25 protein-coding genes and 2 pseudogenes are annotated in these 23,786 nt (G+C 59.7%); 17 read left to right on the forward strand and 10 right to left on the reverse strand.

The window, feature by feature from the left end; all coding sequences use genetic code 11:
- Positions 1–264: 264 nt before the first annotated feature.
- The gene (gene fadD1 / locus AC0IXA_RS13740) at positions 265–1,962 is read left to right on the forward strand and encodes a long-chain-fatty-acid--CoA ligase FadD1 (RefSeq protein WP_471813463.1); all 1,698 of its coding nucleotides are present in this window, start codon (positions 265–267) and stop codon (positions 1,960–1,962) included.
- 162 nt (positions 1,963–2,124) lie between these two features.
- Here the strand turns inward: fadD1 and AC0IXA_RS13745 are convergent, their stop codons facing one another.
- Entirely contained in the window at positions 2,125–2,502 is a 378-nt protein-coding gene (locus AC0IXA_RS13745; protein WP_016775519.1) for a hypothetical protein, read from the reverse strand.
- Positions 2,503–2,696: 194 nt separating this feature from the next.
- Here AC0IXA_RS13745 and AC0IXA_RS13750 point away from each other — a divergent pair, with 194 nt between their 5' ends.
- From AC0IXA_RS13750 to def, 3 genes are all read left to right on the forward strand, one after another.
- Positions 2,697–2,888, forward strand: coding sequence for a CsbD family protein (locus tag AC0IXA_RS13750; protein WP_042607250.1), 192 nt, complete (start codon positions 2,697–2,699; stop codon positions 2,886–2,888).
- A gap of 163 nt (positions 2,889–3,051) precedes the next feature.
- Complete coding sequence (locus AC0IXA_RS13755) at positions 3,052–4,008, forward strand: YihY/virulence factor BrkB family protein (RefSeq protein ID WP_041479188.1); 957 nt, start codon at positions 3,052–3,054, stop codon at positions 4,006–4,008.
- Entirely contained in the window at positions 4,005–4,544 is a 540-nt protein-coding gene (gene def, locus AC0IXA_RS13760; protein WP_041479189.1) for a peptide deformylase, read from the forward strand. Before AC0IXA_RS13755 ends, def begins: the two co-directional genes overlap by 4 nt.
- Before the next feature lie 115 nt (positions 4,545–4,659).
- On the opposite strand, the gene AC0IXA_RS13765 is transcribed toward def, so the two are convergent.
- Complete coding sequence (locus AC0IXA_RS13765; protein WP_056787980.1) at positions 4,660–5,082, reverse strand: GNAT family N-acetyltransferase; 423 nt, start codon at positions 5,080–5,082, stop codon at positions 4,660–4,662.
- 825 nt (positions 5,083–5,907) lie between these two features.
- Between AC0IXA_RS13765 and AC0IXA_RS13770 the strand changes: the two are divergent.
- Positions 5,908–6,576 (forward strand): annotated as a pseudogene (locus tag AC0IXA_RS13770) (PAS domain-containing protein); the annotation flags it as partial.
- 114 nt (positions 6,577–6,690) lie between these two features.
- Positions 6,691–7,122: pseudogene (locus tag AC0IXA_RS13775) on the forward strand (methyl-accepting chemotaxis protein); the annotation flags it as partial.
- Positions 7,123–7,256: 134 nt separating this feature from the next.
- On the opposite strand, the gene AC0IXA_RS13780 reads toward AC0IXA_RS13775, so the two are convergent.
- Together AC0IXA_RS13780 and AC0IXA_RS13785 are read right to left on the reverse strand one after the other, a co-directional pair.
- A complete protein-coding gene (locus AC0IXA_RS13780) occupies positions 7,257–8,681 on the reverse strand; it encodes an MFS transporter (RefSeq protein ID WP_471813467.1) in 1,425 nt (474 codons plus the stop codon).
- A gap of 125 nt (positions 8,682–8,806) precedes the next feature.
- A complete protein-coding gene (locus AC0IXA_RS13785; RefSeq protein ID WP_471813469.1) occupies positions 8,807–9,247 on the reverse strand; it encodes a PACE efflux transporter in 441 nt (146 codons plus the stop codon).
- A gap of 122 nt (positions 9,248–9,369) precedes the next feature.
- On the opposite strand from AC0IXA_RS13785, the gene AC0IXA_RS13790 reads away from it, so the two are divergent.
- Positions 9,370–10,242, forward strand: a complete 873-nt coding sequence (locus tag AC0IXA_RS13790) for a LysR family transcriptional regulator (RefSeq protein ID WP_471813471.1) — start codon at positions 9,370–9,372, stop codon at positions 10,240–10,242.
- A gap of 139 nt (positions 10,243–10,381) precedes the next feature.
- Here the strand turns inward: AC0IXA_RS13790 and gntR are convergent, their stop codons facing one another.
- Positions 10,382–11,413 (reverse strand): HTH-type transcriptional regulator GntR, encoded by a 1,032-nt coding sequence (gene gntR / locus AC0IXA_RS13795; RefSeq protein ID WP_471813473.1) that lies wholly within the window; start codon positions 11,411–11,413, stop codon positions 10,382–10,384.
- A 216-nt stretch (positions 11,414–11,629) separates the two neighbouring features.
- Between gntR and AC0IXA_RS13800 the strand changes: the two genes are divergently transcribed.
- Together AC0IXA_RS13800 and AC0IXA_RS13805 are read left to right on the forward strand one after the other, a co-directional pair.
- Positions 11,630–12,163, forward strand: coding sequence for a gluconokinase (locus tag AC0IXA_RS13800; protein WP_016773550.1), 534 nt, complete (start codon positions 11,630–11,632; stop codon positions 12,161–12,163).
- Between the two features lie 82 nt (positions 12,164–12,245).
- The gene (locus tag AC0IXA_RS13805; RefSeq protein ID WP_016773551.1) at positions 12,246–13,598 is read left to right on the forward strand and encodes a GntP family permease; all 1,353 of its coding nucleotides are present in this window, start codon (positions 12,246–12,248) and stop codon (positions 13,596–13,598) included.
- A 186-nt stretch (positions 13,599–13,784) separates the two neighbouring features.
- Here AC0IXA_RS13805 and alaC read toward each other — a convergent pair whose 3' ends face one another.
- Positions 13,785–14,993 carry an alanine transaminase gene (alaC, locus tag AC0IXA_RS13810; RefSeq protein WP_016773552.1) on the reverse strand — a complete coding sequence of 403 codons (1,209 nt, stop codon included), beginning with the start codon at positions 14,991–14,993 and terminating at the stop codon, positions 13,785–13,787.
- 138 nt (positions 14,994–15,131) lie between these two features.
- Between alaC and AC0IXA_RS13815 the strand changes: the two genes are divergently transcribed.
- The 3 genes from AC0IXA_RS13815 to AC0IXA_RS13825 all read left to right on the forward strand — a co-directional run bounded on the left by AC0IXA_RS13815 (position 15,132) and on the right by AC0IXA_RS13825 (position 16,926).
- A complete protein-coding gene (locus AC0IXA_RS13815) occupies positions 15,132–15,794 on the forward strand; it encodes a LysE family translocator (RefSeq protein WP_016773553.1) in 663 nt (220 codons plus the stop codon).
- 69 nt (positions 15,795–15,863) lie between these two features.
- Positions 15,864–16,349 carry a GyrI-like domain-containing protein gene (locus AC0IXA_RS13820; RefSeq protein ID WP_471813476.1) on the forward strand — a complete coding sequence of 162 codons (486 nt, stop codon included), beginning with the start codon at positions 15,864–15,866 and terminating at the stop codon, positions 16,347–16,349.
- An 88-nt stretch (positions 16,350–16,437) separates the two neighbouring features.
- Positions 16,438–16,926, forward strand: coding sequence for a GNAT family N-acetyltransferase (locus AC0IXA_RS13825; RefSeq protein ID WP_016773555.1), 489 nt, complete (start codon positions 16,438–16,440; stop codon positions 16,924–16,926).
- 131 nt (positions 16,927–17,057) lie between these two features.
- On the opposite strand, the gene AC0IXA_RS13830 is transcribed toward AC0IXA_RS13825, so the two are convergent.
- Together AC0IXA_RS13830 and AC0IXA_RS13835 are read right to left on the reverse strand one after the other, a co-directional pair.
- Positions 17,058–17,663 (reverse strand): pyridoxamine 5'-phosphate oxidase family protein, encoded by a 606-nt coding sequence (locus tag AC0IXA_RS13830; protein ID WP_341638968.1) that lies wholly within the window; start codon positions 17,661–17,663, stop codon positions 17,058–17,060.
- Positions 17,664–17,680: 17 nt separating this feature from the next.
- Complete coding sequence (locus AC0IXA_RS13835; protein ID WP_341638969.1) at positions 17,681–18,166, reverse strand: GNAT family N-acetyltransferase; 486 nt, start codon at positions 18,164–18,166, stop codon at positions 17,681–17,683.
- 142 nt (positions 18,167–18,308) lie between these two features.
- Here AC0IXA_RS13835 and AC0IXA_RS13840 point away from each other — a divergent pair, with 142 nt between their 5' ends.
- Genes AC0IXA_RS13840 through AC0IXA_RS13850 form a run of 3 tightly spaced genes read left to right on the forward strand, consistent with a single transcriptional unit; the run spans position 18,309 to position 20,341 of the window.
- Entirely contained in the window at positions 18,309–18,734 is a 426-nt protein-coding gene (locus tag AC0IXA_RS13840) for a YybH family protein (RefSeq protein ID WP_471813479.1), read from the forward strand.
- Between the two features lie 40 nt (positions 18,735–18,774).
- The gene (locus tag AC0IXA_RS13845) at positions 18,775–19,119 is read left to right on the forward strand and encodes a YciI family protein (RefSeq protein ID WP_024014039.1); all 345 of its coding nucleotides are present in this window, start codon (positions 18,775–18,777) and stop codon (positions 19,117–19,119) included.
- A complete protein-coding gene (locus AC0IXA_RS13850; RefSeq protein ID WP_471813481.1) occupies positions 19,112–20,341 on the forward strand; it encodes an RNA polymerase sigma factor in 1,230 nt (409 codons plus the stop codon). Before AC0IXA_RS13845 ends, AC0IXA_RS13850 begins: the two co-directional genes overlap by 8 nt.
- Positions 20,342–20,448: 107 nt before the next feature.
- Here the strand turns inward: AC0IXA_RS13850 and AC0IXA_RS13855 are convergent, their stop codons facing one another.
- Positions 20,449–21,303: a LysR family transcriptional regulator gene (locus AC0IXA_RS13855; RefSeq protein ID WP_073472068.1), complete on the reverse strand. Its 855-nt coding sequence runs from the start codon at positions 21,301–21,303 to the stop codon at positions 20,449–20,451.
- An 89-nt stretch (positions 21,304–21,392) separates the two neighbouring features.
- On the opposite strand from AC0IXA_RS13855, the gene AC0IXA_RS13860 reads away from it, so the two are divergent.
- Positions 21,393–21,830 carry a multidrug/biocide efflux PACE transporter gene (locus AC0IXA_RS13860; protein ID WP_471813483.1) on the forward strand — a complete coding sequence of 146 codons (438 nt, stop codon included), beginning with the start codon at positions 21,393–21,395 and terminating at the stop codon, positions 21,828–21,830.
- A 119-nt stretch (positions 21,831–21,949) separates the two neighbouring features.
- Here AC0IXA_RS13860 and AC0IXA_RS13865 read toward each other — a convergent pair whose 3' ends face one another.
- A complete protein-coding gene (locus AC0IXA_RS13865) occupies positions 21,950–22,708 on the reverse strand; it encodes an SDR family NAD(P)-dependent oxidoreductase (protein ID WP_471813485.1) in 759 nt (252 codons plus the stop codon).
- A gap of 121 nt (positions 22,709–22,829) precedes the next feature.
- On the opposite strand from AC0IXA_RS13865, the gene AC0IXA_RS13870 reads away from it, so the two are divergent.
- Positions 22,830–23,726 carry a LysR family transcriptional regulator gene (locus AC0IXA_RS13870; protein ID WP_024014036.1) on the forward strand — a complete coding sequence of 299 codons (897 nt, stop codon included), beginning with the start codon at positions 22,830–22,832 and terminating at the stop codon, positions 23,724–23,726.
- Positions 23,727–23,786 lie beyond the last annotated feature (60 nt).

A 23,786-nucleotide genomic window follows, 5' to 3' on the forward strand; every position in this document is an offset into this window, starting at 1 on the left:
TTTTGCTTTTACACCCCATGACTACGGGGCTTTCACGGTTTAATAGGATTTTTGCTCTAAAATGACCGCTGGCAAGTCTTGAGTCATCAATATGACTGTAGGGGCCTCTTTTGGCTCTGGTCGACCCTTGGCAAAGCTGCTACTCTCGGCGCGCTTTGTGACTTCTCGGCCTGTAAAACGCCGGATTCACCAATACAAAACACACACCAATAATAATCGCATCAAATGCGGTGAAGAATTCGCGTTGCTGAGGAGTGGGCTTCCATGATCGAAGACTTTTGGAAGGATAAGTACCCGGCTGGAATCGCAGCCGAGATCAATCCAGACGAGTATCCGAACATTCAGGCAGTGTTGAAGCAATCCTGCCAACGCTTCGCCAACAAACCGGCTTTCAGCAACCTCGGCAAGACAATCACCTACGGTGAGCTGTACGAGCTGTCCGGTGCCTTTGCCGCGTATCTGCAACAGCATACCGACTTGCAGCCCGGTGATCGAATCGCCGTGCAACTGCCCAACGTCCTGCAGTACCCGGTCGCGGTCTTCGGTGCCATTCGCGCCGGGCTGATCGTGGTCAACACCAACCCGCTGTACACCGCGCGGGAAATGGAACACCAATTCAACGACTCCGGCGCCAAAGCCCTGGTGTGCCTGGCGAACATGGCGCACCTGGCCGAAGCCGTGGTGCCGAAGACCGGCGTCAAGCACGTCATCGTCACCGAAGTCGCCGACCTGCTGCCGCCGATCAAGCGCCTGCTGATCAACAGCGTCATCAAGTACGTGAAGAAAATGGTCCCGGCCTATCACTTGCCCAAAGCCGTCAAGTTCAACGACGTCCTGAGCAAGGGCCACGGCCAGCCAGTGGCCGAAGCCAACCCGGACAGCGGCGATGTCGCGGTGCTGCAATACACCGGCGGCACCACCGGCGTAGCCAAGGGCGCGATGCTGACGCACCGCAACCTGGTCGCCAACATGCTGCAATGCAAGGCGCTGATGGGCTCCAACCTCAACGAAGGCTGCGAGATCCTGATCACGCCGCTGCCGCTGTATCACATCTATGCGTTCACCTTTCATTGCATGGCAATGATGCTGATCGGCAACCACAACATTCTGATCAGCAACCCGCGCGACCTGCCGGCGATGGTCAAGGAACTGTCGAAGTGGAAGTTCAGCGGTTTCGTCGGTCTGAACACGCTGTTCGTGGCGCTGTGCAACAACGAAGGTTTCCGCAAGCTGGATTTCTCCGCCCTGAAAGTCACCCTGTCCGGCGGCATGGCCCTGCAACTGGCGGCGGCCGAGCGCTGGAAAGCCGTGACCGGTTGCGCCATCTGCGAAGGCTACGGCATGACCGAAACCAGCCCGGTGGCCACGGTCAACCCGATCCAGCACATCCAGATCGGCACCATCGGCATTCCGGTGCCGTCGACCCTGTGCAAAGTCATCGACGATGCCGGTGTCGAGCAGCCGCTGGGCGAAATCGGCGAGCTGTGCGTCAAGGGCCCGCAAGTGATGAAGGGCTACTGGCAGCGTCAGGAAGCCACCGATGAAATGCTCGACAGCGACGGCTGGCTGAAAACCGGTGACATCGCGCTGATCCAGCCGGACGGCTACATGCGCATTGTCGATCGCAAGAAAGACATGATTCTGGTGTCAGGCTTCAACGTCTATCCGAACGAACTGGAAGACGTGCTGGCGACTTTGCCGGGCGTGTTGCAGTGCGCGGCAATTGGCGTGCCGGACGAGAAGTCAGGTGAGGCGATCAAGATTTTCATCGTCGCCAAACCGGGCGTGACCCTGACCAAAGAGCAGGTCATGGACCACATGCGCGCCAACGTTACCGGCTACAAGGTGCCGCGCTCGGTGGAGTTCCGCGATGCGCTGCCGACTACCAACGTCGGCAAGATCCTGCGCCGCGAATTGCGGGATGAAGAGCTGAAGAAGATCAAGGCCAAGTCTGCCGCGTAAATAAAAAGCCCCGCAGATGCGGGGCTTTTTGTTGGTGAACTGATCGTTCCCACGCTCCGCGTGGGAATGCCGCCCCGGACGCTCCGCGTCCAGCACTGCAGGGACGCAGAGCGTCCCGAGATGCATTCCCACGCAGAGCGTGGGAACGATCAAGTGCAAATCCTACTGACGAAACGGCGCAAAATTCACATTGGTCCCCGCCGGTCGCATGTCCTGCAGATACGAATCCTTGTCCGCACTCAATTCCAGGCTCAGCGCCGCCTTGCGTTTGCCTTCGTTGCGAATCACCAGGCCTTCGAGCTTTTCGCGCAGGAACACCGTCGGCACTTTCAGGTGCAGCAACTCATCGGTCGCCGGGGTGTGCAGCAGCAAGTGAATCCACTCGTACTGACCGATGGCCAGACGCGACACCGGCAGGTCGAACCACCAGATGTTGCGGTTACGGTTCAGTTCGGCGAAGTGGCAGTTGTTGGTGCCGAGCACGGCGCCGCCCAGTTCCTGGTTGCGACGGGCGATGGCCTGGGTTTTATTGAGCTTCATGACATTCCTGCGAATCGGTGTGCCGGGCGCAGCGCCCGTAGGCTGAGCATTCTCGGGGCAACGCCGGCAAACATAAAGCGCAACCTGCATGCCACGACGAAATGCCGGCAAAATAAATGAAACTCGGCGCAAAGCGCACCGGTCAATCGTTACGTAATGACTTTTCTTCCCTTTATGCTTCACGGAGAAACACCATGAGTAGCACAGGCGATAAAGTAAAAGGCATGGCCAACGAAGCCGTCGGCAACGTCAAACAAGGCGTCGGCAAAGCTACTGACAACGACAAGCTGCGGGCTGAAGGCAAAGTCCAAGAGAAAAAAGGCGAAGCCCAGCAAGCGGTCGGCAACGCCAAGGACGCTGTGAAAAAGGGCGTCGACAAGGCGTAAGCGAGCCTTGAACGAATCACACGAGCGGCCATCCAAGGATGGCCGTTTTTGTATCAGAACCCTGCGGTCATCCGCCAAAGGCTCGTCAACTAGGCTACCTTGAGGTAAAAAACGGCCCCTGAGTCGCCACGACTTCAACCTTTTGCGGCGCAAGGAGACGCGAATGATATTCCCGGACATGAAAGGTCTGCCCCTGCACCGGGTGATGGTGCGCACGGTCACTGAGTTCGTCGATGACGAAATGTCGACCTACGCCTCGGCGCTGGCCTACCAGATGCTGTTCTCGCTCTTCCCGTTCATTCTTTTCCTGATCGCCCTGATCGGTTTCCTGCACCTGCCGGATTTCTTCTCCTGGCTGCGTCTGCAATCTGAACTGGTGCTGCCGCCGCAAGCACTGGAGCAGGTCAACCCGGTGATCGACCAGTTGCAGCAATCCAAGGGTGGCCTGCTGTCCATCGGTATCGTGATCGCCCTGTACACCGCGTCCGCCGGCGTGCGCCTGATGATGAGCGCGATGAACGCCGCTTACGACGTGGTCGAAGGCCGGCCGATCTGGAAGCGTTTCCCTTTGTCGATCGTCTACACCGTTGGCATCGCCGGGATGCTGCTGATCGCCGCTGCGCTGATGGTGCTCGGGCCACAGGTGATGGGCTGGATTGCCGCACAGGTGGGGCTGGAATACTTCATCGTCACAGTGTGGACGATCGCCCGCTGGCCGGTGATCGTGATTCTGATGATGGTTGCGGTGGCGCTGATCTATTACGTAATGCCCGACGTCAAACAGGAATTCCGTTTCATCACCCCAGGTTCAGTCCTGGCCGTGGTGGTGTGGATCCTCGCCTCGTTGGGGTTTGCCTTCTACGTGAAAACCTTCGCCAACTACAACGCGATGTATGGCAGCATCGGGGCGATCATCGTGCTCTTGCTGTATTTCTATATTTCCTCCGCAGTCCTGTTGCTCGGCGCGGAGATGAACGCGGTGATTGAGCACATGTCCGCCGAAGGCAAGGAAAAGGGCGAAAAAGCCCCTGGCGAGCCTGACGAATCCCCCAAACAACACGTCTCGGGCCTGGGCCGCGATCATTCGCTCAAGCCGGACACTGACGAAGCGCGACCATGATTCGTGAAATTCTGAAAATGGGTGATGAGCGCCTGCTACGCATCGCCGCGCCGGTACCACCGGAAATGTTCAACAGCGCCGAGCTCTGGCAATTGATCGACGACATGTTCCAGACCATGGAAAGCGTCGGCGGTGTTGGCCTCGCGGCGCCGCAGATCGGCGTCGATCTGCAACTGGTGATCTTCGGCTTCGAACACAGCGAGCGTTACCCGGACGCCGAAGCGGTGCCGCAGACGATCCTGATCAATCCGCTGATCACGCCGTTGAATCCGCTGATGGAAGAGGGCTTCGAAGGCTGTCTTTCGGTGCCGGGGCTGCGCGGCGCGGTGGATCGTTATCAGCAGATTCGCTACGAAGGCTTTGATCCCAAGGGCGAGCCGATCGTGCGCGTGGCCTCGGGGTTTCATGCGCGAGTGGTGCAGCATGAATGCGATCACCTGATCGGACGACTGTATCCGTCACGGATTACCGATTTCAGCAAGTTCGGCTTTACCGAAGTGCTGTTTCCGGACCTTGATCCCAACGCTGACGACTGATTGTCAGAACACCATCAATACCTGTGGGAGCGAGCCTGCTCGCGAACGCGGAGTATCAGAACCAGATTCGGCGCTGACACACCGCATTCGCGAGCAGGCTCGCTCCCACAGGGTTTCAGCGTAAATCTGCGGGATTGAGCCCCATCGCAATCATCGGCTTGCTCCGCGCATACCGGCTCAACCGCTCGGCCATCGCCTGCGGCAGCGGCGGATCGAAACTGAAGCCACGCCGCTCATAAAACCCGCGCAAATCCGGATGACAAAACAGCCACACCGGCTCGTCCACCTGGGCAACCGCCGCTGCGATCAACTGCGCAGCGACACCTTGTTCCCGGCACTGCGGATCAACAAACAACCCCGTCAGCCAGTGTCCGCCCGAGACTGGCCGCAAACACAGCGCCGCAACGATCTCGCCGCGCCGCGCTACCCACAACTGCGCCTCGCGCACGGCTTTCATCGACGACTGGTGGCTGCGGTAGAACTTGTTCATCAGCGGCCACAACGATTCGTCGAGCTGGCTGTAGTGGATATCGGACATGGTTCGGGCTGTCGCTGCGAAAAGCGCCGATTATAAAAGAACGCACGCCTCGGGATAGGTGTATACCTGAACTCACACCCCTGTGAGTGGAGTACCGATCATGTCCAAAGGTATGGATTCAAAGAAAGCTGCGAAGAAGAAACCGGCCAAGACTGCGATTGAAAAACGTGCCGAGAAGAAAGCCAAGAAGGTCGATATCTTCGGCCATTAAGCAATCTCTACGGGAGCCCGTTTCGCGGGCTTCCGCTTCGCTGGCGAAAACGTCCGTTTTCACCACACTGTTTCCCCGCGCTGAACCGTTTCTTGTGCAAAAAGTGCCAGATACTGGCCGACTAGTGGCCTTGCGCCCGGCGTTGCGCTGGCTATGCTTGCAGGTAACTAACCATGTCGACCGTCATGCCAACCGGCCGATGGCGCAGGTTGGTCCGTGATTCATGCTGCCAGAGTGCGCAATCCAAGGCACCGACACTGAACCAACAAGGAGCGTCATCTAAATGGAAGTTCTTCTACACGTTAGGGCTGGCCCGCTTGCGGGCTATCAAGAAAAGGATGTCTTGATCAGAGCGTCGCTGCTGGGACCCTCCGATTGATCATCATTTATCACCTGACAACTTCCTCCCGTGGAGGAAGGAGTGTGCCTGTTCTGTGGAACGTAGTGATGGATCTTGCAAGACCAGAACTTTCATCAAATCAAAAGAACGCGCGGAAGGTGATACAACCATGTTCAACCTACATCACAAGGCTGACCTGCGGGAAATCGAACGCTTCAGCTGTGCGCTGACCGAGGCCAACGCGAAAATAGAGGCGATCAGCCGTTCGATGGCGATGATCGAGTTCACCCCGGACGGCATCGTCCTCGACGCCAACGAGAACTTCTGCAAGACCATGGGCTACAGCGCCGAAGAAGTGCGCGGCAAACACCATCGGATCTTCTGTGAAGAAAGCTTCTACCGCAGCGAGGACTACGCGAAGTTGTGGCGTGACCTGGCCCGTGGTGAACCGCTCAGCGGCACTTTTCTGCGCCTGAACAAGAGCGGCCGGGAGATCTGGCTTGAAGCCAGTTACATGCCGGTGTTCGGGCCCGACAAACAGGTCAGAAGTGTGATCAAGGTTGCGGCGGACATCACCGCACGCATCAACAAAGAGCATGAAGAAGAAGCCATGCTCGCGGCGATCGGCCGTTCCATGGCGGTGATCGAGTTTACCCCCGAAGGCAATGTCATCCGCGCTAACGACAACTTCCTGCAGACCATGCAGTACGCGCACCCTGAAATTGTCGGCCAGCACCACAGCCTGTTCTGTCACCGTGCCGAAGCCGAATCCGCGCAATACAAAGCTTTCTGGGCTTCGCTCAATCGCGGCGAATATCACTCGCACCGTTTCGAACGCAAGAACAAGTCCGGCCAGATGGTTTATCTGGAAGCCTCGTACAACCCGCTGTTCGACGCCAAGGGCCGCTTGTACAAAGTGGTCAAGTTCGCCAGCGACATCACCCGGCAGATGACCACCCTGCAAAACGCTGCGGAATCGGCCCACAGCACCTCGGTACAAAACGACGCCTGCGCGCAAAAAGGCTCACAAGTCGTGCAGCAGACCGTGCAGATCATTCAGGACATTTCCCGCGATCTGAACGAAGCGGCGGTGAGCATCGATGCGGTAAGCAAACAGTCGGACATCATCGGCACCATCGTCCAGACCATTCGCGGCATTGCCGACCAGACCAACCTGCTGGCACTCAATGCAGCGATCGAAGCGGCGCGCGCCGGTGAGCATGGACGCGGTTTTGCCGTCGTCGCCGATGAGGTGCGCAGCCTCGCCGCGCGGACCAGTCAGGCCACTCTGGAAATTGTCGACGTGGTGCGCAAGAACCACGACCTGTCGCTGAGCGCGGTGTCGAGCATGCAGTCGAGCCTGAGCCGAACCGGGTTGGGCGTGGAGCTGGCGAACGAGGCGGGCGAGGTGATCCTCGAGATTCAGCAGGGCTCGCGGCATGTGGTGGATGCGATCAGTCAGTTCAATGAAACCCTGCAATTGAACTGAGCTGTTCAACGTCACCAATAGCCAATGTGGGAGCGAGCCTGCTCGCGAAAGCGTTGTGTCAGTCAAGCCTATAGCCACTGACACGACGCTTTCGCGAGCAGGCTCGCTCCCACAGTTGAGTCATGTATTAGCCATCAGCGATGAGCAATATTCTCCAACGCCAGATTACGCGTTCGTGGACCGAACCAGCCGATGGTCAGCATCACGATCAGCATGCTGCTGACGATAAACGCCAGTACCCCCGGCGTGCCGAAATTATCCAGAAACATGCCGATCAGCAGACTGCTGAACACCGTCGACAAGCGACTGAACGAATAGCAGAACCCGACCGCGCGGGCGCGGATGTTGGTCGGGAACAGTTCGCTCTGATAGGAGTGATAACTGAAGCTCAGCCAGGCGTTGCAGAAGGTGATCATTACCCCGCAGAAGATCAGCCCGAACGCGCTGCTCTGCAGGGCGAACAGGGTGCCGAAGGTCATCGCGCCGAGGGCCGAGCCGACGATCTGCCATTTGTTTTCGAAGCGGTTGGCGAACTTCACGAACAGCAACGGCCCGAGCGGGTAGGCGAGGGTGATGATGAAGGCGTACATCAGACTGTGGGTGACACTCACGCCTTGCCCCGAAAGCAGCGCCGGCAACCAGTTGCCGAAACCGAAGAAACCGATCGCCTGAAAGATGTGGAAGACGATCAACATCAACGCGCGGCGGCGGTAGGGCGGTTGCCAGATATCGGCGAAACGGCCCTTGCCTTCGACATCGACTGACACCGGTTCCGGCGCATCCAGCGCCTGGCCGTAATCCTTGGCGCAGCGCGCTTCGAGATGGTCGAGGATCCGGTTGGCCTCATCAAAGCGACCATGCTGCGCCAGCCAGCGCGGCGATTCCGGCAGACGCTTGCGCAGCCACCAGATAAACAGCGCAAACACCGCGCTGGCCAGCACCACCCAACGCCAGCCGGACACCCCGAACGGCGCTTGCGGCACCAGCCACCACGACATCAAGGCCACCGCCGGCACCGAGAGGAACTGCACGAAAAACGCAAAGGCAAACGCCGAGCTGCGCATGCGCTTGGGCACCAGTTCCGAGAGGTAAGCGTCGATGGTCACCAGCTCGATACCGAGGCCGATGCCGACCAGAAAACGCATGCCGATGATGCCCAGCGCCGAAGTCTGAATCCCCATCAGCACTGTCGCCGCCGTGTACCAGATCAGCGCGAAGGTGAAGATCGCCCGGCGGCCGAAACGATCCGCCAGCGGACTGAGCAGGCTGGCGCCGAGGAACAGGCCGAGGAACGTCGCCGAGGCAAACGCCGCCTGATCGGAGAAACCGAACACGCCTTGCTTGCCCGTGGCGAACAAGCCGTCGCGAATCAGCCCGGGGCTGATGTAGGCGGTCTGGAACAGATCGTAGAGTTCGAAAAATCCGCCGATCGACAGCAGCGCCACCAGACGCCAGATGGTGGCAACGGCGGGCAGTCGATCGATGCGGGCGGAAATTTCGGCGGCGCGTACCGGGTCGATGCCATCACTGGGCGCAGCGGCGGGAGTGTGAGCAGTCATAAGCTGATCCATTTTTTATTGATGGAAAAGCTTAGCCTGCTATCGGTGTTTGCGGATTGTGAATACAAGCGGTTTACCCGGTCAAACCGCTGATTTCTCGCAGTATCTGCTTACGAATTAGCGATTTATGCCGCAGCGGCAGAATCCGGCAGCGCCGAGTTCGGCAGGCCGAAGATCCGGTCGAACAGCCAGTTGAACACGAAGGTGTAGCAAGGAATGAAAATGATCAGTGCCAGATCCAGCAGGAACGCCTGCACAAGACTGATGTGCATCCACCACGCAATCAGCGGAATCAGAAACACGATCAGCGTCAATTGAAAGCCGACCGCATGGGCGATACGCCGTTTGACCGTACGGGTGCGCGAGACCTGGCGACTTTCCCAGCGCTCGAACAACGAGGTGTAAATGAAATTCCAGGTCACGGCGATGCTGGTGATGATCACCGCCAGCGGCCCGGTGCTGCCCGGCGATGTGCCCGATAACAGTGCCAGACCAAGTGCCGAGAAGGTCATGCCGATCACTTCGTAGAGCGACACGTAGACCAGTTTGCGTTTCACGCCTTGCATGCAGATTTGCCTCTTTCTTGCCGAATGTTGGCCAGCGGGGCTGGCGAAGGCGGCGAAAGATAGCTTCAATAGACCTGACAGAAAAAGTCGGTAGCTTTCAGTCTTATTGATAGGTGAGGCATTTGAATTTCAGCAGCGACAGCATCGAATTATTTCTCGCGGTGATCGAACGCGGCTCGTTCTCCGCTGCGGCGCGGCAGTTGGGCAAGGTGCCGTCGGCAGTAAGCATGGGCATCGCCAACCTTGAGGCCGAGCTCGGTTATGCGTTGTTTGATCGCAGTCATCGCGAGCCGCAACCCACGGCGATGGCCCAGTCGTTAGTGCCGCACGCACGGTTGATCGCCGAACAGCTCAAGCAGCTGCAGGTGCACGCGGTGGAGCTGTCGCTGGGGCTGGAAAGCAGGTTGTCGATTGGCGTGGTTGCGGACATCGATCGGCGGCGCTTGCTGGCAGCGATCAAGGTGATTGCCGAGCGGCATCCGTTGCTCGACATCGAAGTGCTGACCGCGCCACAGGATGATGTGCTGGCGATGTTGCACACTGGCCGGGTCAGCCTGTGCCTGGCGTTCGCCGGTTTGAGCGTGAATGCGCTGGAGCGGTTTCAGTTTGTCGGCAGCGAACGCATGATCGCCACGCTGGCGGCGGACAGCCCGTTGTTGCAGGGGCGGGATGTGTTTCTTGAAGATCTGGTGCAGGTGCGGCAGATCATCGTCGCCAGCCGCGACCTGCCGATCAGCGAAACGCGGCCGTTGGTGGCTGAATCCTACTGGCGTACGGACAATCTCGAGACGGCAATGGAGATGGTCGAAGCGGGGTTGGGCTGGGGTAATTTTCCGCTGTCGGTGGTGCAGCCGTGGCTGGACGCGGGACGTTTGAAAAGGCTGAATTTTCGCAACATCGAAAATGGCCTGGTGCTGCCGGTGCACGCGGTGTGGCTCAAGAGCCAGCCCTTGCAGAAGGGCGCGCAGGCCCTGGTTGACCTGCTCAGCCATTGAATTTGGTAGAGATCCCCTGTGGGAGCGAGCCTGCTCGCGAAGGCGTCGTGTCAGCTGTATCAATGCTGACTGACCCAGCGCTTTCGCGAGCAGGCTCGCTCCCACAAGGGTTGTGTTTCAACTCAGCATTTGTGAAGGGTCAGGTACTCTCGCGAACCTTCAGCTCAAACCCCATATCCTCCACCGGCCGCGCCACTTTGTTACCCGCCATCAACGTCAGCATCTGCTCCGCCGCGCGCCGGCCGATCGCCTCGCGCGGGGTGTTGATGCTGCTCAGGCGCGGGACCATGTGCTCGGACATCGGCAAATCGTTGAAACCGAGAATCGCCACTTGCTCGGGAATCTTGATGCCGTTACGCAAGGCTTCCAGCAGCGCGCCTTGGGCCAGGTCATCGTTGCCGAAGAAAATCGCATCAACATCCGGATGCGCCGCCAGCAATTGCAGAAACAGCTCGCTACCCAGACCCACCGACGAAGCACGTGGCGTCAGCACTTCCAGATCCGGGTCGTAACGGCCCGCCTTCTGCAACGCCTTGCGGAAGCCTTCACCGCGCAACAACGTGCGTTGATCCAGCTGCGCGCCAATGTAGGCCAAGCGCTTGCGTCCGCGAGACAGAAGGTGTTCGGCGGCAGTTTCCCCGGCGCTCAACTGCGAGAAACCCACGCAATTGACTCCGGCAGCACTGTCCAGCTCCATCATGTACACGCAAGGAATGTTGCTGGCCTCGATCATCCGCCGCGAACTTTCCGTGCGATCAAAACCGGTCAACAGAAAGCCGCGCGGCTGATAAGCCATGTAGTTGCGCAGCAGGTTTTCTTCTTCATCGCGCGAGTAGTGGAAGTTGCCGATCAACACTTCGAAGCCCTTGGGCGTCAGCACCCGATGAATGGCTTCCAGCGTGTCGATGAACAGCAGGTTGGACAGCGACGGCACCAGCACCACCACTGAATGGCTCTGCGCCGAGGCCAAAGCGCGGGCGGCAGGGTTGACCACATAGTTGAGTTCGAGCGCGGCTTTCTGCACTTTTTCCACCAGTTCGGTGGCTACCGTGCTCACCCCGCGCAAGGCGCGCGAGGCAGTGATCGGGCTGACGCCGGCCAGGCGGGCTACTTCGTTGAGGGTCGGACGGCCGGTGGTGCGGGTATTTTTATCGTTCTTGGGGGAGGTCATCGGGCGGCTTGCCAAACAAAAATCAAGGCACTAAGGTAGCGCTGTCCTGATGCAGCTGCAAATGCGTGAGCGCGGTCCTGCCTGATCTGTGCTTTTTGGCGTCGGGAACAAACCTGCTGCAACCCAAAAAAACGACAAGAAGGCGTCGGCAACTTCTGCCTGTGCACTAGAGTCATAGCTAGCAAAGGTAGCGCTGTCTGCGCGCTGAGGTGTTATATGAGTCATCCCATCACCGCCCTGGTCATCATGGGCGTTGCCGGTTGCGGCAAGACGTGCGTCAGCCAGGCCCTGTGCCAATTGAGCGGCGCCACTGCCATTGAAGGCGATACTTTTCATCCGGCCGCGAACATCGAAAAGATGAGCGCGGGGATCCCCCTGAACGACGAAGACCGCGCTGGCTGGCTCGACAGCCTGTGCGATGAACTGCGTCGCGTCGATGCCCAAGGCCAGCGCCCGGTATTGACCTGCTCCGCCCTTAAACACAGTTACCGCGAACGTCTGCGCAGTGCCTTGCCGGGCCTCGGTTTCGTGTTTCTTGAATTGACCCCGGAAGTCGCCGCCGAGCGCGTATCGCACCGCCCGGGCCACTTCATGCCGGCGACGTTGATCGAAAGCCAGTTCGCCACCCTCGAATCGCCCAAGGGCGAGCCGCTGACCCTGCCGCTCAATGCCTCGATTCACAGCGTCGAAGAGCTGGCCCTGCAGGCTCACGTCTGGTGGCAGGCCAACGGTCTGAAACAGGCGGTATGAGCATGTTGAAAAAGACAGCGCTGTCCTCCCGACTTCTGTTCAACCCGCTTTAATAACAACAACAATCCAGGAGACACCCCCCATGTTTGGCATGTCCCACGAGACGTTCCTGCTGCTCGATGCGGTGGTCACGGTAATCGGCCTGATTATCCTGATCACCAAATTCAAGATTCACCCGTTCATAGCCCTGACCATCGCCGCCGCTTTCCTCGGCCTGACTTCCGGCATGCCGATCAACACCATCATCAAGGCGTTCCAGGACGGCTTCGGTGGCGTGCTCGGTTTCGTCGGCATCATCCTTGCCCTGGGCACCATGCTCGGCAAAATGATGGCCGAATCCGGCGGCGCCGATCAGATCGCCCAGACCCTGATCCGCGCCTTCGGCAAGGACAAAGTCCAGTGGGCAATGATGTTCGCCGCGTTCCTGGTGGGCATCCCGCTGTTCTTCGAAATCGGCTTCGTGCTGCTGATTCCGCTGGTGTTCATCGTTGCGCGTCGCACTGGCGTATCGATCATCAAGATCGGTATCCCGCTGCTCGCCGGCCTCTCTGCGGTGCACGGTCTGGTACCGCCGCACCCAGGCCCGCTGCTGGCCATCGGCGTGTTCGGCGCTGACATCGGCAAGACCATTCTCTACGGTCTGATCGTCGCGCTGCCGACCGCCATCATTGCCGGTCCGATCTTCGGTACCTTCATCGCCAAGCACATTCCCGGTCACCCGAATCAGGAGCTGGTCGATCAACTGGCCCGTGAAAACGATTCGGCCAACCTGCCAAGCTTCAGCATTACTCTGGTCACCGTGCTGCTGCCGGTGTTCCTGATGCTGCTGAAAACTTTCGCTGACGTGGCGCTGCCGGACGGCAACTTCTTCCGCATCTGGATGGACATGATCGGCCACCCGATCTCCGCACTGCTGCTGGCGTTGCTGTTGTCGCTGTACACCTTCGGCTACAAGCAGGGCATCGGTTCCAACCAGATGCTCAAGTGGCTCGACGCAAGTCTGGCGCCTACCGCTGCGATCATTCTGATCATCGGTGCCGGCGGTGGCTTCAAGCAGATGCTGGTGACCAGTGGCGTGGGTGACGTGATCGGCCACATGGCGGTCAGCGCGCAGATCTCGCCGATCCTGCTGGCGTGGCTGGTGGCGGCGGTAATCCGAATCGCCACCGGTTCGGCGACCGTGGCGACCATCACTGGCGCGGGCATTGTGGTACCGGTTGTCGGCATGATTCCGGGCGTCAACCGTGAGCTGCTGGTGCTGGCCACCGGCGCCGGTTCGCTGATCCTGTCCCACGTCAACGACGCCGGTTTCTGGCTGGTCAAGCAGTACTTCAACATGACCGTGGCCGAAACGTTCAAGACCTGGACCGCGATGGAAACCATCCTCTCGGTGGTCGGCCTGGGCTTTATCCTGCTGCTGTCGCTGTTCGTTTAAGCGGCAGTTTGCAGGCGCAAAAAAACCGCAGCGATGCGGTTTTTTTGTGGGCGTGGACTTCCTGCTTGATCGTTCCCACGCTCCGCGTGGGAATGCCTCAATGGACGCTCTGCGTCCGCTTTGAGACGCAGAGCGTCTCGGGCTGCATTACCACGCAGAGCGTGGGAACGATCAGAGGCGTGTCAGTTATTTGGTAACCAAGCCATCCGCGCGGAACATCCCGCGAATCCCGCGCACGGCCTGGCGGATGCGATCCTGGTTTTCGATCAGCGCGAAGCGCACGTGGTCATCACCGTACTCGCCAAAACCCACGCCCGGCGAGACGCAGACCTTGGCCTCGGCCAGCAGTTTCTTGGCGAACTCCAGCGAGCCCAGATGCGCATACGCCTGGGGAATCTTCGCCCAGACGTACATCGACGCTTTCGGATTCTCGACCATCCAGCCCAGCTCATGCAGGCCTTTGACCAGCACGTTGCGACGCTGGCGATACTGCTCGGCGATGTCGCGCACGCATTGCTGATCGCCTTCCAGCGCGGCAATCGCCGCCACTTGCAGCGGGGTGAAGGTGCCGTAGTCGTGGTAGCTCTTGATCCGCGCCAGGGCGCTGACCAATTCCGGGTTGCCGACCATGAAACCGATACGCCAGCCGGCCATGTTGTAGCTCTTGGACAGGGTAAAAAACTCCACCGCAATGTCCTTGGCCCCCGGCACCTGCATGATCGACGGCGCTTTCCAGCCGTCGTAGACGATGTCGGCATAAGCCAGGTCGTGGATGACCAAAACGTCGTACTGCTTGGCGAGGGCGATCACCCGTTCGAAGAAATCCAGTTCCACACACTGTGCAGTCGGGTTCGACGGGAAGCCGAGGATCATCATTTTCGGCTTGGGGATCGAGCCGCGAATGGCGCGCTCCAGCTCATCGAAGAAATCCACCCCCGGCACCAGCGGCACCGAACGCACCTGAGCGCCGGCAATCACTGCGCCGTAAATGTGGATCGGATAGCTCGGGTTCGGCACCAGCACGGTGTCGCCCTGGTCCAGGGTGGCCAGCATCAAATGCGCCAGGCCTTCCTTGGAACCGATGGTGACAATGGCTTCGCTTTCCGGGTCGATATCGACTTCGTAGCGCTGCTTGTACCAGTTGGAAATCGCCCGGCGCAGGCGCGGAATGCCTTTGGACGTCGAGTAACCGTGGGTGTCCTCACGTTGGGCGACCTGCACCAGTTTTTCGACAATGTGCGGCGGCGTGGCGCCGTCGGGATTGCCCATGCTCAGGTCGATGATGTCTTCACCACGGCGGCGAGCGGCCATTTTCAGCTCGGCGGTGATGTTGAACACGTAAGGGGGGAGTCGATCTATGCGCGCAAAGCGGCGCGGCGAACCTTGTTCGGCCATTGTTGCCTCGGATAACGTAAGCGCCCGGAACCGTCCGAGCGACGCTGGTCACTGCGGTGACCTGTGGCGGAAGATAAGGGCAGTGATGGCATACTGTCCAGCGCGCTTGTAAACATTTTTTTCAAGGAAAATCGGTCAATGGAATTCACCAGCGGCTTCTTGCTGAGCCTTTCGCTGTGCCTGGATATCGGCGTAGCCAACATCGCGATGATCACCCTGGCCATGCAGCGCGGCTACTTTCAGGGCTTCGCCCTGGGCCTGGGCACCTGCGTCGGTGACCTGATCTACGCGGTGCTGGCGCTAGCCGGCATGACCGTTTTGCTGCAATACGAAACCGTGCGCTGGGTGCTATGGATTGGCGGTTCGGCGCTGCTGATCTACTTCGCGGCGAAGATGATTTACTCGGCGATTCACCACGAAGCGCTGCTGGCGGAAACGGCGGAAGTGGGGCAGAACTCTCATCGCAAGGAATTCTTCCGCGGCATCTTCCTCGCCATGTCTTCGCCGAGTGCGATTCTCTGGTTTGCTGCGGTCGGCGGCACGTTGATTGCGCGATCCGGTGGCGGTGGTCCGTTGAGTTCGGCGCTGTTTCTCGGTGGTTTTCTCTGCGCCGGGCTGCTGTGGTCGGCCGGTCTGTGCTTCGCAGCAAGCCATGGCGGCAAGCTGCTGGGCGACAAGCTGCTGCGCTACTCCTATCTGGCATCGGCGGCGATCTTCTGCTATTTCGCGGTGTACGTGATCGTTTCCGGCTACAACGAGTTCGTCGGCTCGGGCGCCGTCGAGCAGTTGCACTCGCTGTAAACGTGCGAAACGGGTCGGGCTTTCTATACTCCCAGCCGAATCCATTATTCCGTTCTGAGGAGTCGCGTCATGGATGAAGAACAACGCGTCGAGATAACCGAGCCTCGCTTCGAACACGGGCAATTTCTGCTGATTGCCGGTTTCGGCGGGCGATTCACTCAGGAGACCACCGAAGACATTCCCGCGTTGTGGGAAAAGCTGATCCCGCACTTGGGAAAAATCCCCGCGCAAGTCAACGAAGTAACCTACGGCGTTTGCTGCAATGCGGACGGCGAGGGCGGTTTCGAATACATCGCCGGGGTGCAGATCGACAAGCTCGACGACCTGCCGGAAAAGTACCGCTGGGTTGAAATCCAGCCGCAGAAATATGCGGTGTTCGAGCACAAGGGGTCACTGGCGCAACTCCCTGACACCTTCCAGTACATCTGGAACACTTGGCTGCCGCAGTCCGGCCACGAAGCGGCGGACGCCCCGGAATTCGAGCGCTACAGCGAGGATTACAACCCGAAACTCAATACCGGCACCCTGGAAATCTGGCTGCCGATCAAGGCCTGAGCGGCGTAACAATCGAGGTGGAGCATGTCCGCCCCGTTGGTTCTGCATTATGCTGGCGGGCCTTGTTTCCACAGATTTTTGAGCTGCCATGAACACCGTGATCCGCAACGTCAGCGCCGCCGACCTCGACCGCTGCTACGCCATCGAAACCGTCGCCTACGAAGGCGACGAAGCCGCCACCCGCGAAAAGATCGCCACGCGCATCGCCACTTGGCCGGACGGCTTCATCGTCGCCGAGGTGGACGGCGTGGTCGCCGGTTTCATCAATTCCGGCGCGGCGTTCGACGTGCAGATGTCCGACGAGGCGTTCAAGGAACTGATCGGCCACGACCCGAAAGGGCCGAACGTGGTGATCATGTCGGTGGTGGTGCACCCGGATTACCAAGGGCAGGGCCTGGCCAAGCGCCTGCTCGGCGAATTCATCGAGCGCATGCGCGCCATGGACAAAGCGACGATTCATCTGATGTGCAAGGAACAGCACATCGCGCTATACGCAGGTTTCGGTTTTGCCTACATCAAACCGTCCGAATCCGACCACGGCGGCATGGCGTGGCACGAGATGATCCTGACCCTCTGAACTTCAATCAAAACTGTGGGAGCGAGCCTGCTCGCGAAAGCGGTATTTCAGCTAAGCAAGTGTCGACTGACACGATGCCTTCGCGAGCAGGCTCGCTCCCACAGGGTTTTGAGGTGTTTGTAGTTACGCGGTTAGTAAAGGCTTTCACGCACCCGTTTCGGCGCTTCCCGATCGTAGGTGTCGGCGTCGAACTGGCCGTCATTCAGACGCTTGTGAAATGCGCCAGCAGATGGCAAGGCCGAGCGCGGCAGGTGCGTTTCGGGATTCCACGCATCCGAGCGGACAAAGGCTTTCGAACAGTGAAAAAACGCCGCGTCCACCGTCACCAGCAACACAGTTTTCGCCGGTTTGCCATTCACCGCGAAACTCTCCAGCAACGCCGGTTCATCGCTGATCAGGGCCGTGCCATTGACCCGCAATGTTTCGCCGATCCCGGGAATGATGAACAGCAGCGACACCCGCGAATCGTGCAGCACATTGCGCAAGGTATCGATGCGGTTGTTGCCCGGGCGATCCGGCAGGGCCAACGTGTTTTGATCAATGATCCGAACAAACCCCGGCGCATCACCGCGCGGCGAGTTATCGAGGCCATCGGTCCCCACCGAGCTGACGATCACTAGCGGCGACAGGCGCACCATCGCCTGATAATCCTCGTTGAGAAAGCCGATCTGCTTGCGCACCGCACGTTCGTGGGGCAATCCGTAAATAGCTTCCAGTGCTTCGATTGAGTCAATCATCGTTATCCCTCTACGATTTAAAAAAACAGCCCCATCCGCCGCTCGTACCCAATCCGGCCCTTGTACGCTTCGCCGCTGTCGACGTAGCCATGCCTGGCGTATAGCGCAATCGCCGCCTCGTTATCAGCGTCCACCGACAATTCCAGCCCCTTGATCTCCGGCCACGCTTCACGGGCGACAGCGGGCAGCGCTTGCAGGCACGCCTTGCCGTAACCCTTGCCCTGCGCGCGCCGATCGACCTGCAGAGCATGCAATGTGGCGCTGTGTTCGTCGGCCCAGTCGGGCAATACCGGCGGGCGCTTGAGCAGCAGAAACGCCACCGGTGCGTCGTCCGCCAGCAGGGCAAAACCCTTTACGCCGGGGCCGGGTTTCGACAGCAGGGTGTGCAGGGCACCGTGGATGTCTCCGGAGAACTTGATCTGCTCGGGGTGAATTTCAATCGACTCGACTTGCTCACGCTGCAAAGGGCTGAGGCTGTCGTAAGGCACGAGTTGGGCTGACACGGGAATTTCCTTTTTCCTACAAGGATTGAAGCTCGGATTCTAGCGACATTGTTGTCGGCGAAATTTTTTTGTTTGCCCTGTCGATCTGCGCAAAGGGCAAACGACTAAGGGTGTCTTCACAACAAAAAACACGGAGAACACCATGAGCGCACAAAGCGAAATCCAGACCCTGATCAATACCTATCGCGAAGCGGTAATGGCCAAGGACGTCGAGAAAGTCATGGCCCTGTACGCCGACGACATCGTCTCGTTCGATGCGATCAAGGCCCTGCAATTCAAAGGCAAAGCGGCCTACCGCGCGCACTGGGTCGAGTGCATGGAAATGTGCCCCGGCCCGCACATCTTCGAGTTCCACGAAATCGCCATCGAAAGCGCCGACGACATTGCCTTCGCCCACTGGGTGGCCAACTGCGGCGGCACCAATGACAAGGGCGAAACCCAGAGTTGCTGGATGCGTGTGACCGCCTGTTATCGGCAAGTTGGCGGGGCGTGGAAGATTGCCCACGAACACTGGTCGGCACCGTTTGATCCGATGAGCGGCGCGACGCTGTTCGATGTAACCCCCTGATCTTCAGCCATAGTTGATCCGTTCGAATCAGGAGATCGCCATGAAATACCTATGCCTGGTCTACAGCGATGAACGCTTGCTGCACACCTCGCCGGACAGCCCGGAAGACGCCGAATGCTGGGCCTACGCCGAGTCGATTCAGGGCAGCGGGCGGATGATCGCCGCCGAAGCGCTGGAGTCGGTAGAAACCGCCACCACCGTACGGATGCGTAATGGCAAGTTGTCGATCACCGACGGGCCTTTCGCTGAAACCAAGGAGCAACTGGCCGGTTTTTACCTGATCGATGCCAAGGATCTCAACGAAGCGATTCAGGTCGCCGGCAACATTCCGGCAGCGCGGGTCGGCAGCGTTGAGGTACGTCCGGTGCGGCAGTTGAATGTCTGACGTCAGGGCGCGGGTCGAGCAGGTCTACCGCGAGGATTCGCGGCGGATTCTGGCCACGCTGATCCGCCTGCTCGGTGATTTCGACCTCGCCGAAGAAGCCTTGCACGAGGCGTTCTTCGTCGCGGTCGAGCGCTGGCAGCGCGATGGCGTGCCGGACAACCCGCGCACCTGGCTGGTCTCCACCGGACGTTTCAAAGCCATCGATGTGCTGCGCCGGCGCGCGCGGTTCAAGGCGTCGCAACCGTTGCTGCTGGCACAACTCGATGAACTCGAACAGGCTGACTGGAGTGGCGAAGACGTGGAAGACGATCGCTTGCGGCTGATCTTCACCTGCTGCCACCCGGCCCTGGCGGCAGATGCGCAAGTGCCGCTGACCTTGCGCGAAGTCTGCGACCTCACCACCGAGGAAATCGCCCGTGCTTTTCTCTCGGCGCCGGCGGCGATTGCCCAGCGCATCGTCCGCGCCAAGGCGAAGATCCGCGACGCGAAAATCCCTTATCAAGTGCCCACGCTGAACGAATTACCCGAGCGCCTCGACAGCGTGCTGCGGGTGATTTATCTGGTGTTCAACGAAGGCTATTCGGCCTCGGTCGGTGCCGAGCTGACCCGCGAGGATCTGACGCGCGAAGCGATTCGGCTGGGGCGCTTGTTGATGGAGTTGCTGCCGGAGCCGGAAGTCATGGGCCTGCTGGCGCTGATGCTGCTGCACGAATCACGTCGACCGGCGCGCACTTCGCCGAGCGGTGAACTGGTATTGCTCGACGATCAGGATCGCTCGTTGTGGCACGCCGGGCTGATGGCCGAAGGCTGCGCGCTGGTCGAGCGCGCCCTGAGTACGCGACGCTTCGGGCCATATTGCCTGCAAGCGGCGATTGCAGCGGTGCATGCGGAAGCGCCGTCGGCGGCGGAAACGGACTGGCAGCAGATTGTCTGTCTGTACGACGTATTGCTGCGCGCGGTGCCGTCGCCGGTGATCGAGCTGAACCGCGCGGTGGCGGTGGCCAAACGGGATGGAGCGTTGGCCGGGTTGTTGTTGGTAGAAGGGATTTTGGCGCGTGGGGAGTTGCAGGATTACCACTTGGTCCATTCGGCGCGGGCGGAGTTTTGCCGGCAGTTGGGTCGGGTGGAGCAGGCGCGGGCAGCGTATCAGCGGGCGCTGGAGTTGACGCGGCAGGAGCCGGAGCGGCGGTTTATCGAGGGGCGACTGAGGGACCTGGGTTGATCTGGAAGCTGCGTCGGTGCGGCTGGCCCTTTCGCGAGCAGGCTCGCTCCCACAGGTGATTGCATTTCAAGTGTGGGAGCGAGCCTGCTCGCGAATGGCAGCACCGCTTATTCAAGCATCTTGCTGAGCAACCAGCTCCCCGCCGGCCCCGGCGGATACAAGCGCGACCACAACGCATCGACAAACACCGGTTTCGGCCAGCCGCGCACGTCGAGCTCTATCAGCAAATCATTGGCATAACGCTGCACCAGCCACCTCGGCAACGGTGCCCAGCCAAAGCCTTTTTCCGCCATTTCCAGCAGCATCAGGTAACTCGGCGCCGACCACACCCGGCCTTTGCCGCGACTGTCGTAGGGATTGACGATGGTCGCCAGCCGCAATTCGCGATGTTGCTCGAGAATCTGCTGATCGACATGCTCAAGCTTGGCCAACGCATGCTCACGACTGACGAACAAGGCAATCTCCGTGCGCTCGGCCACAGTGGAGGTCACCAGATCCGGCGGGTAGTTGTCCTGCATTTCCGCGAAGGCCAGATGCGCTCGGCCGCGCTGGACCAGTTCGATCAGGTCTTCGCATTCGGCAATCAGGCATTCCAGCTCAAGCTCCGGATAACGCTGCTCGAAATCCACCAGCGCCGCCTCGAAACGATAGGACTGATAAGTGTCGGAAATCGCCACGGTCAGTTTCGGTTCAACACCTTGGGCCAATTGCCGCGCGCTCATCTCCAAGCGACTGGTGGCGGCCAGAATCGCCTCGGCTTTTTGCAACATCACGTGGCCGGCGGGGGTGAGGGTCGGTTTGCGGCTGCTGCGGTCGAACAGCTGCAGGTCCAGATCGATCTCGAGACTGGCGACCGCCGCGCTGATGGTCGACTGACTGCGCCCCAACTTGCGTGCCGCCGCGGAAAACGAGCCTTGCGTCGCCGCTTGGACAAACGCCAACAGCACTTCCTGCGAAGCCATGAACTATCGCCTTGATCGATGGTTATTGGTTATGAAGTATCGGTCTTCAGTTGGATCATGGCAACCATCGTCAAACAAGGAGTCAGGCCATGTCTGCCCACAAGTCCATCACCGAACGTGTTTTTCAGGCTATCGGTTTCGAATTTCTCGCCATCCTGATCTGCACACCGCTGCTCGCCTGGATCATGCAAAAGCCGTTGCTCGACATGGGCGCGGTGACCGTGTTGATCGCGCTGTTGGCGCTGGCGTGGAACGTGGTTTTCAACCGTTTTTTCGACCGCGCATTGGCGCGGATGAATCTGCCGCACAACGCCTGGGTCCGTATAGTGCATGCGTTGCTGTTCGAAGGTGGGCTGATCTTGATGGGTGTGCCGCTGATTGCCTGGTGGCTGTCGGTCAGCCTGTGGCAGGCGTTGTTGCTCGACATTGGCGTGCTGCTGTTCTTCCTGCCGTACACCTACGTCTACCACTGGGGTTATGACGTCCTGCGCGAGCGCTTCATGGCCCGCCGCACATGTGAAAGCTGAGGTAGCCCTGTGGCGAGGGGATTTATCCCCGCTGGGCTGCGTAGCAGACCTGATTTTGGGGCCGCTCCGCAGCCCAGCGGGGATGAATCCCCTCGCCACGAAAAGTCAGCTGGTTGAGGTCAGAGAAACATGCCGCCGGATGCCTCGACCCGCTGACCGTTGATCCACTGTCCGCCCTCCGACAACAGCAGCGCCAGTGCACCGCCAATATCATCCGGCAGCCCTACACGACCCAGCGCAGTGTTGCTGGCGACCATCGCGTTGACAGCACTGTTGTCGCGCACCGTGCCACCGCCAAAATCGGTTTCAATCGCACCCGGCGCCAGAACGTTCACGCCAATCTGCCGCGCCCCTAGCTCTTTCGCCTGATAACGCGTCAGCACTTCCATCGCGCCTTTCATCGCCGCGTAAGCGCCGTAACCCGGCAGGCTGAAGCGGGTCAGGCCGCTGGAAATATTGACGATGCGCCCACCGTCATTGATCAGCGGCAGCAATTGCTGAGTCAGGAAAAACGGCCCTTTCAACTGCACGTTCATCAGCAGATCGAACTGCTCCGGCGTGGTCTCGCTGAACAGCGCGTGCACGCCGACCCCGGCATTGTTGATAAGGAAGTCAAAGCGCTGGCGCTGAAAAGTCTCCTCCAGTGCTTGTTCAACCTGTTCGGCAAACGCGGCGAAATTCTCGCTGCGGCCGACGTCCAGTTGCAGCATCGCCGCTTTCGCGCCGAGCGCCTGCAATTCAGTGACCAACGCCTGGGCCTCGTCGGCGCGGCTGTTGTAGGTGCCGATGATGTCGATGCCTTGGGCGGCGAGGTGCAGGGCGGCGCTGCGGCCGAGGCCACGACTGGCGCCAGTGATCAGTGCGATTTTGCGGTTCATGCTGACTTCCTCGATTGCATTGATTGGGGATGGAAGAAGTTTATTTATCCGCCCTGAGGTGATAAACATGGCAAAAGCGGAATCACTGATCGGCTCAGCCGAACAATCACTGGGGCTTGTCATGAACAAACTGGAACTGCTGCGGACCTTCGTCCGGGTCAGCGAACTGTCGAGTTTCACTCTCGCCGGGGAAAGCCTCGGCCTGCCGCGCTCCACCGTGTCCGAACAGGTGCAGGCACTTGAAGCCTTGCTCGGCACGCGGCTGTTGCAGCGCACCACGCGCAAGGTGCAGGCCACTCAGGATGGACTGGTGCTGTATGAGCGCAGCAAGGACTTGCTCTCGCACATGGATGAAATCGAAGGGCTGTTCCGTCAGGACGAGGCTTCGCTGACCGGGCGCATCCGCGTCGATATGCCGAACATCCTCGCGCGACGCTTGATCATGCCGCGCCTGCCGGAATTCATGGATCGCCACCCGAATCTGCAGATGGAAATCAGCAGCACCGACCGCCGCGTCGATCTGCTCAGCGAGGGTTTCGACTGCGTGTTGCGCATCGGCGCGCAGCCGGATCAGTCGGTGGTCGCTCGGCATCTCGGCGACTTCCCGATGGTCAATTGCGCCAGCCCGGCTTACCTGCAACGTTACGGCGTGCCGCAGACCATCGAGGATCTGGCGCAGCATCGGCTGGTGCATTACGTCGGCGTACTGGGCTCGCGTTCGGAGGGGTTCGTCTATGAGGAAAACGGCGAGGTGCGGCGCGTGGCGATGGCCGGCAGTGTCACGGTCAACAGCACCGATGCCTATGAAGCGGCGTGCCTGGGCGGCTTCGGCCTGACGCAGGTACCGCGCACCGGCATGCAGCCGCATCTGGAGAATGGCGAACTGGTGACCGTACTGCCACAACACACCGCACCGCCGATGGCGATTTCGTTGCTGTACGCGCGGCAACGGCATTTACCGCTGCGGGTGCGGGTGTTTATGGATTGGCTCGGCGATGTTGTTCGTTCAACACTCTGACATTGAGCACATTGCCCCTGTGGGAGCGAGCCTGCTCGCGAAAGCGCCATGTCATTCAAC

The organism is Pseudomonas sp. AC083 (genome assembly GCF_979253165.1).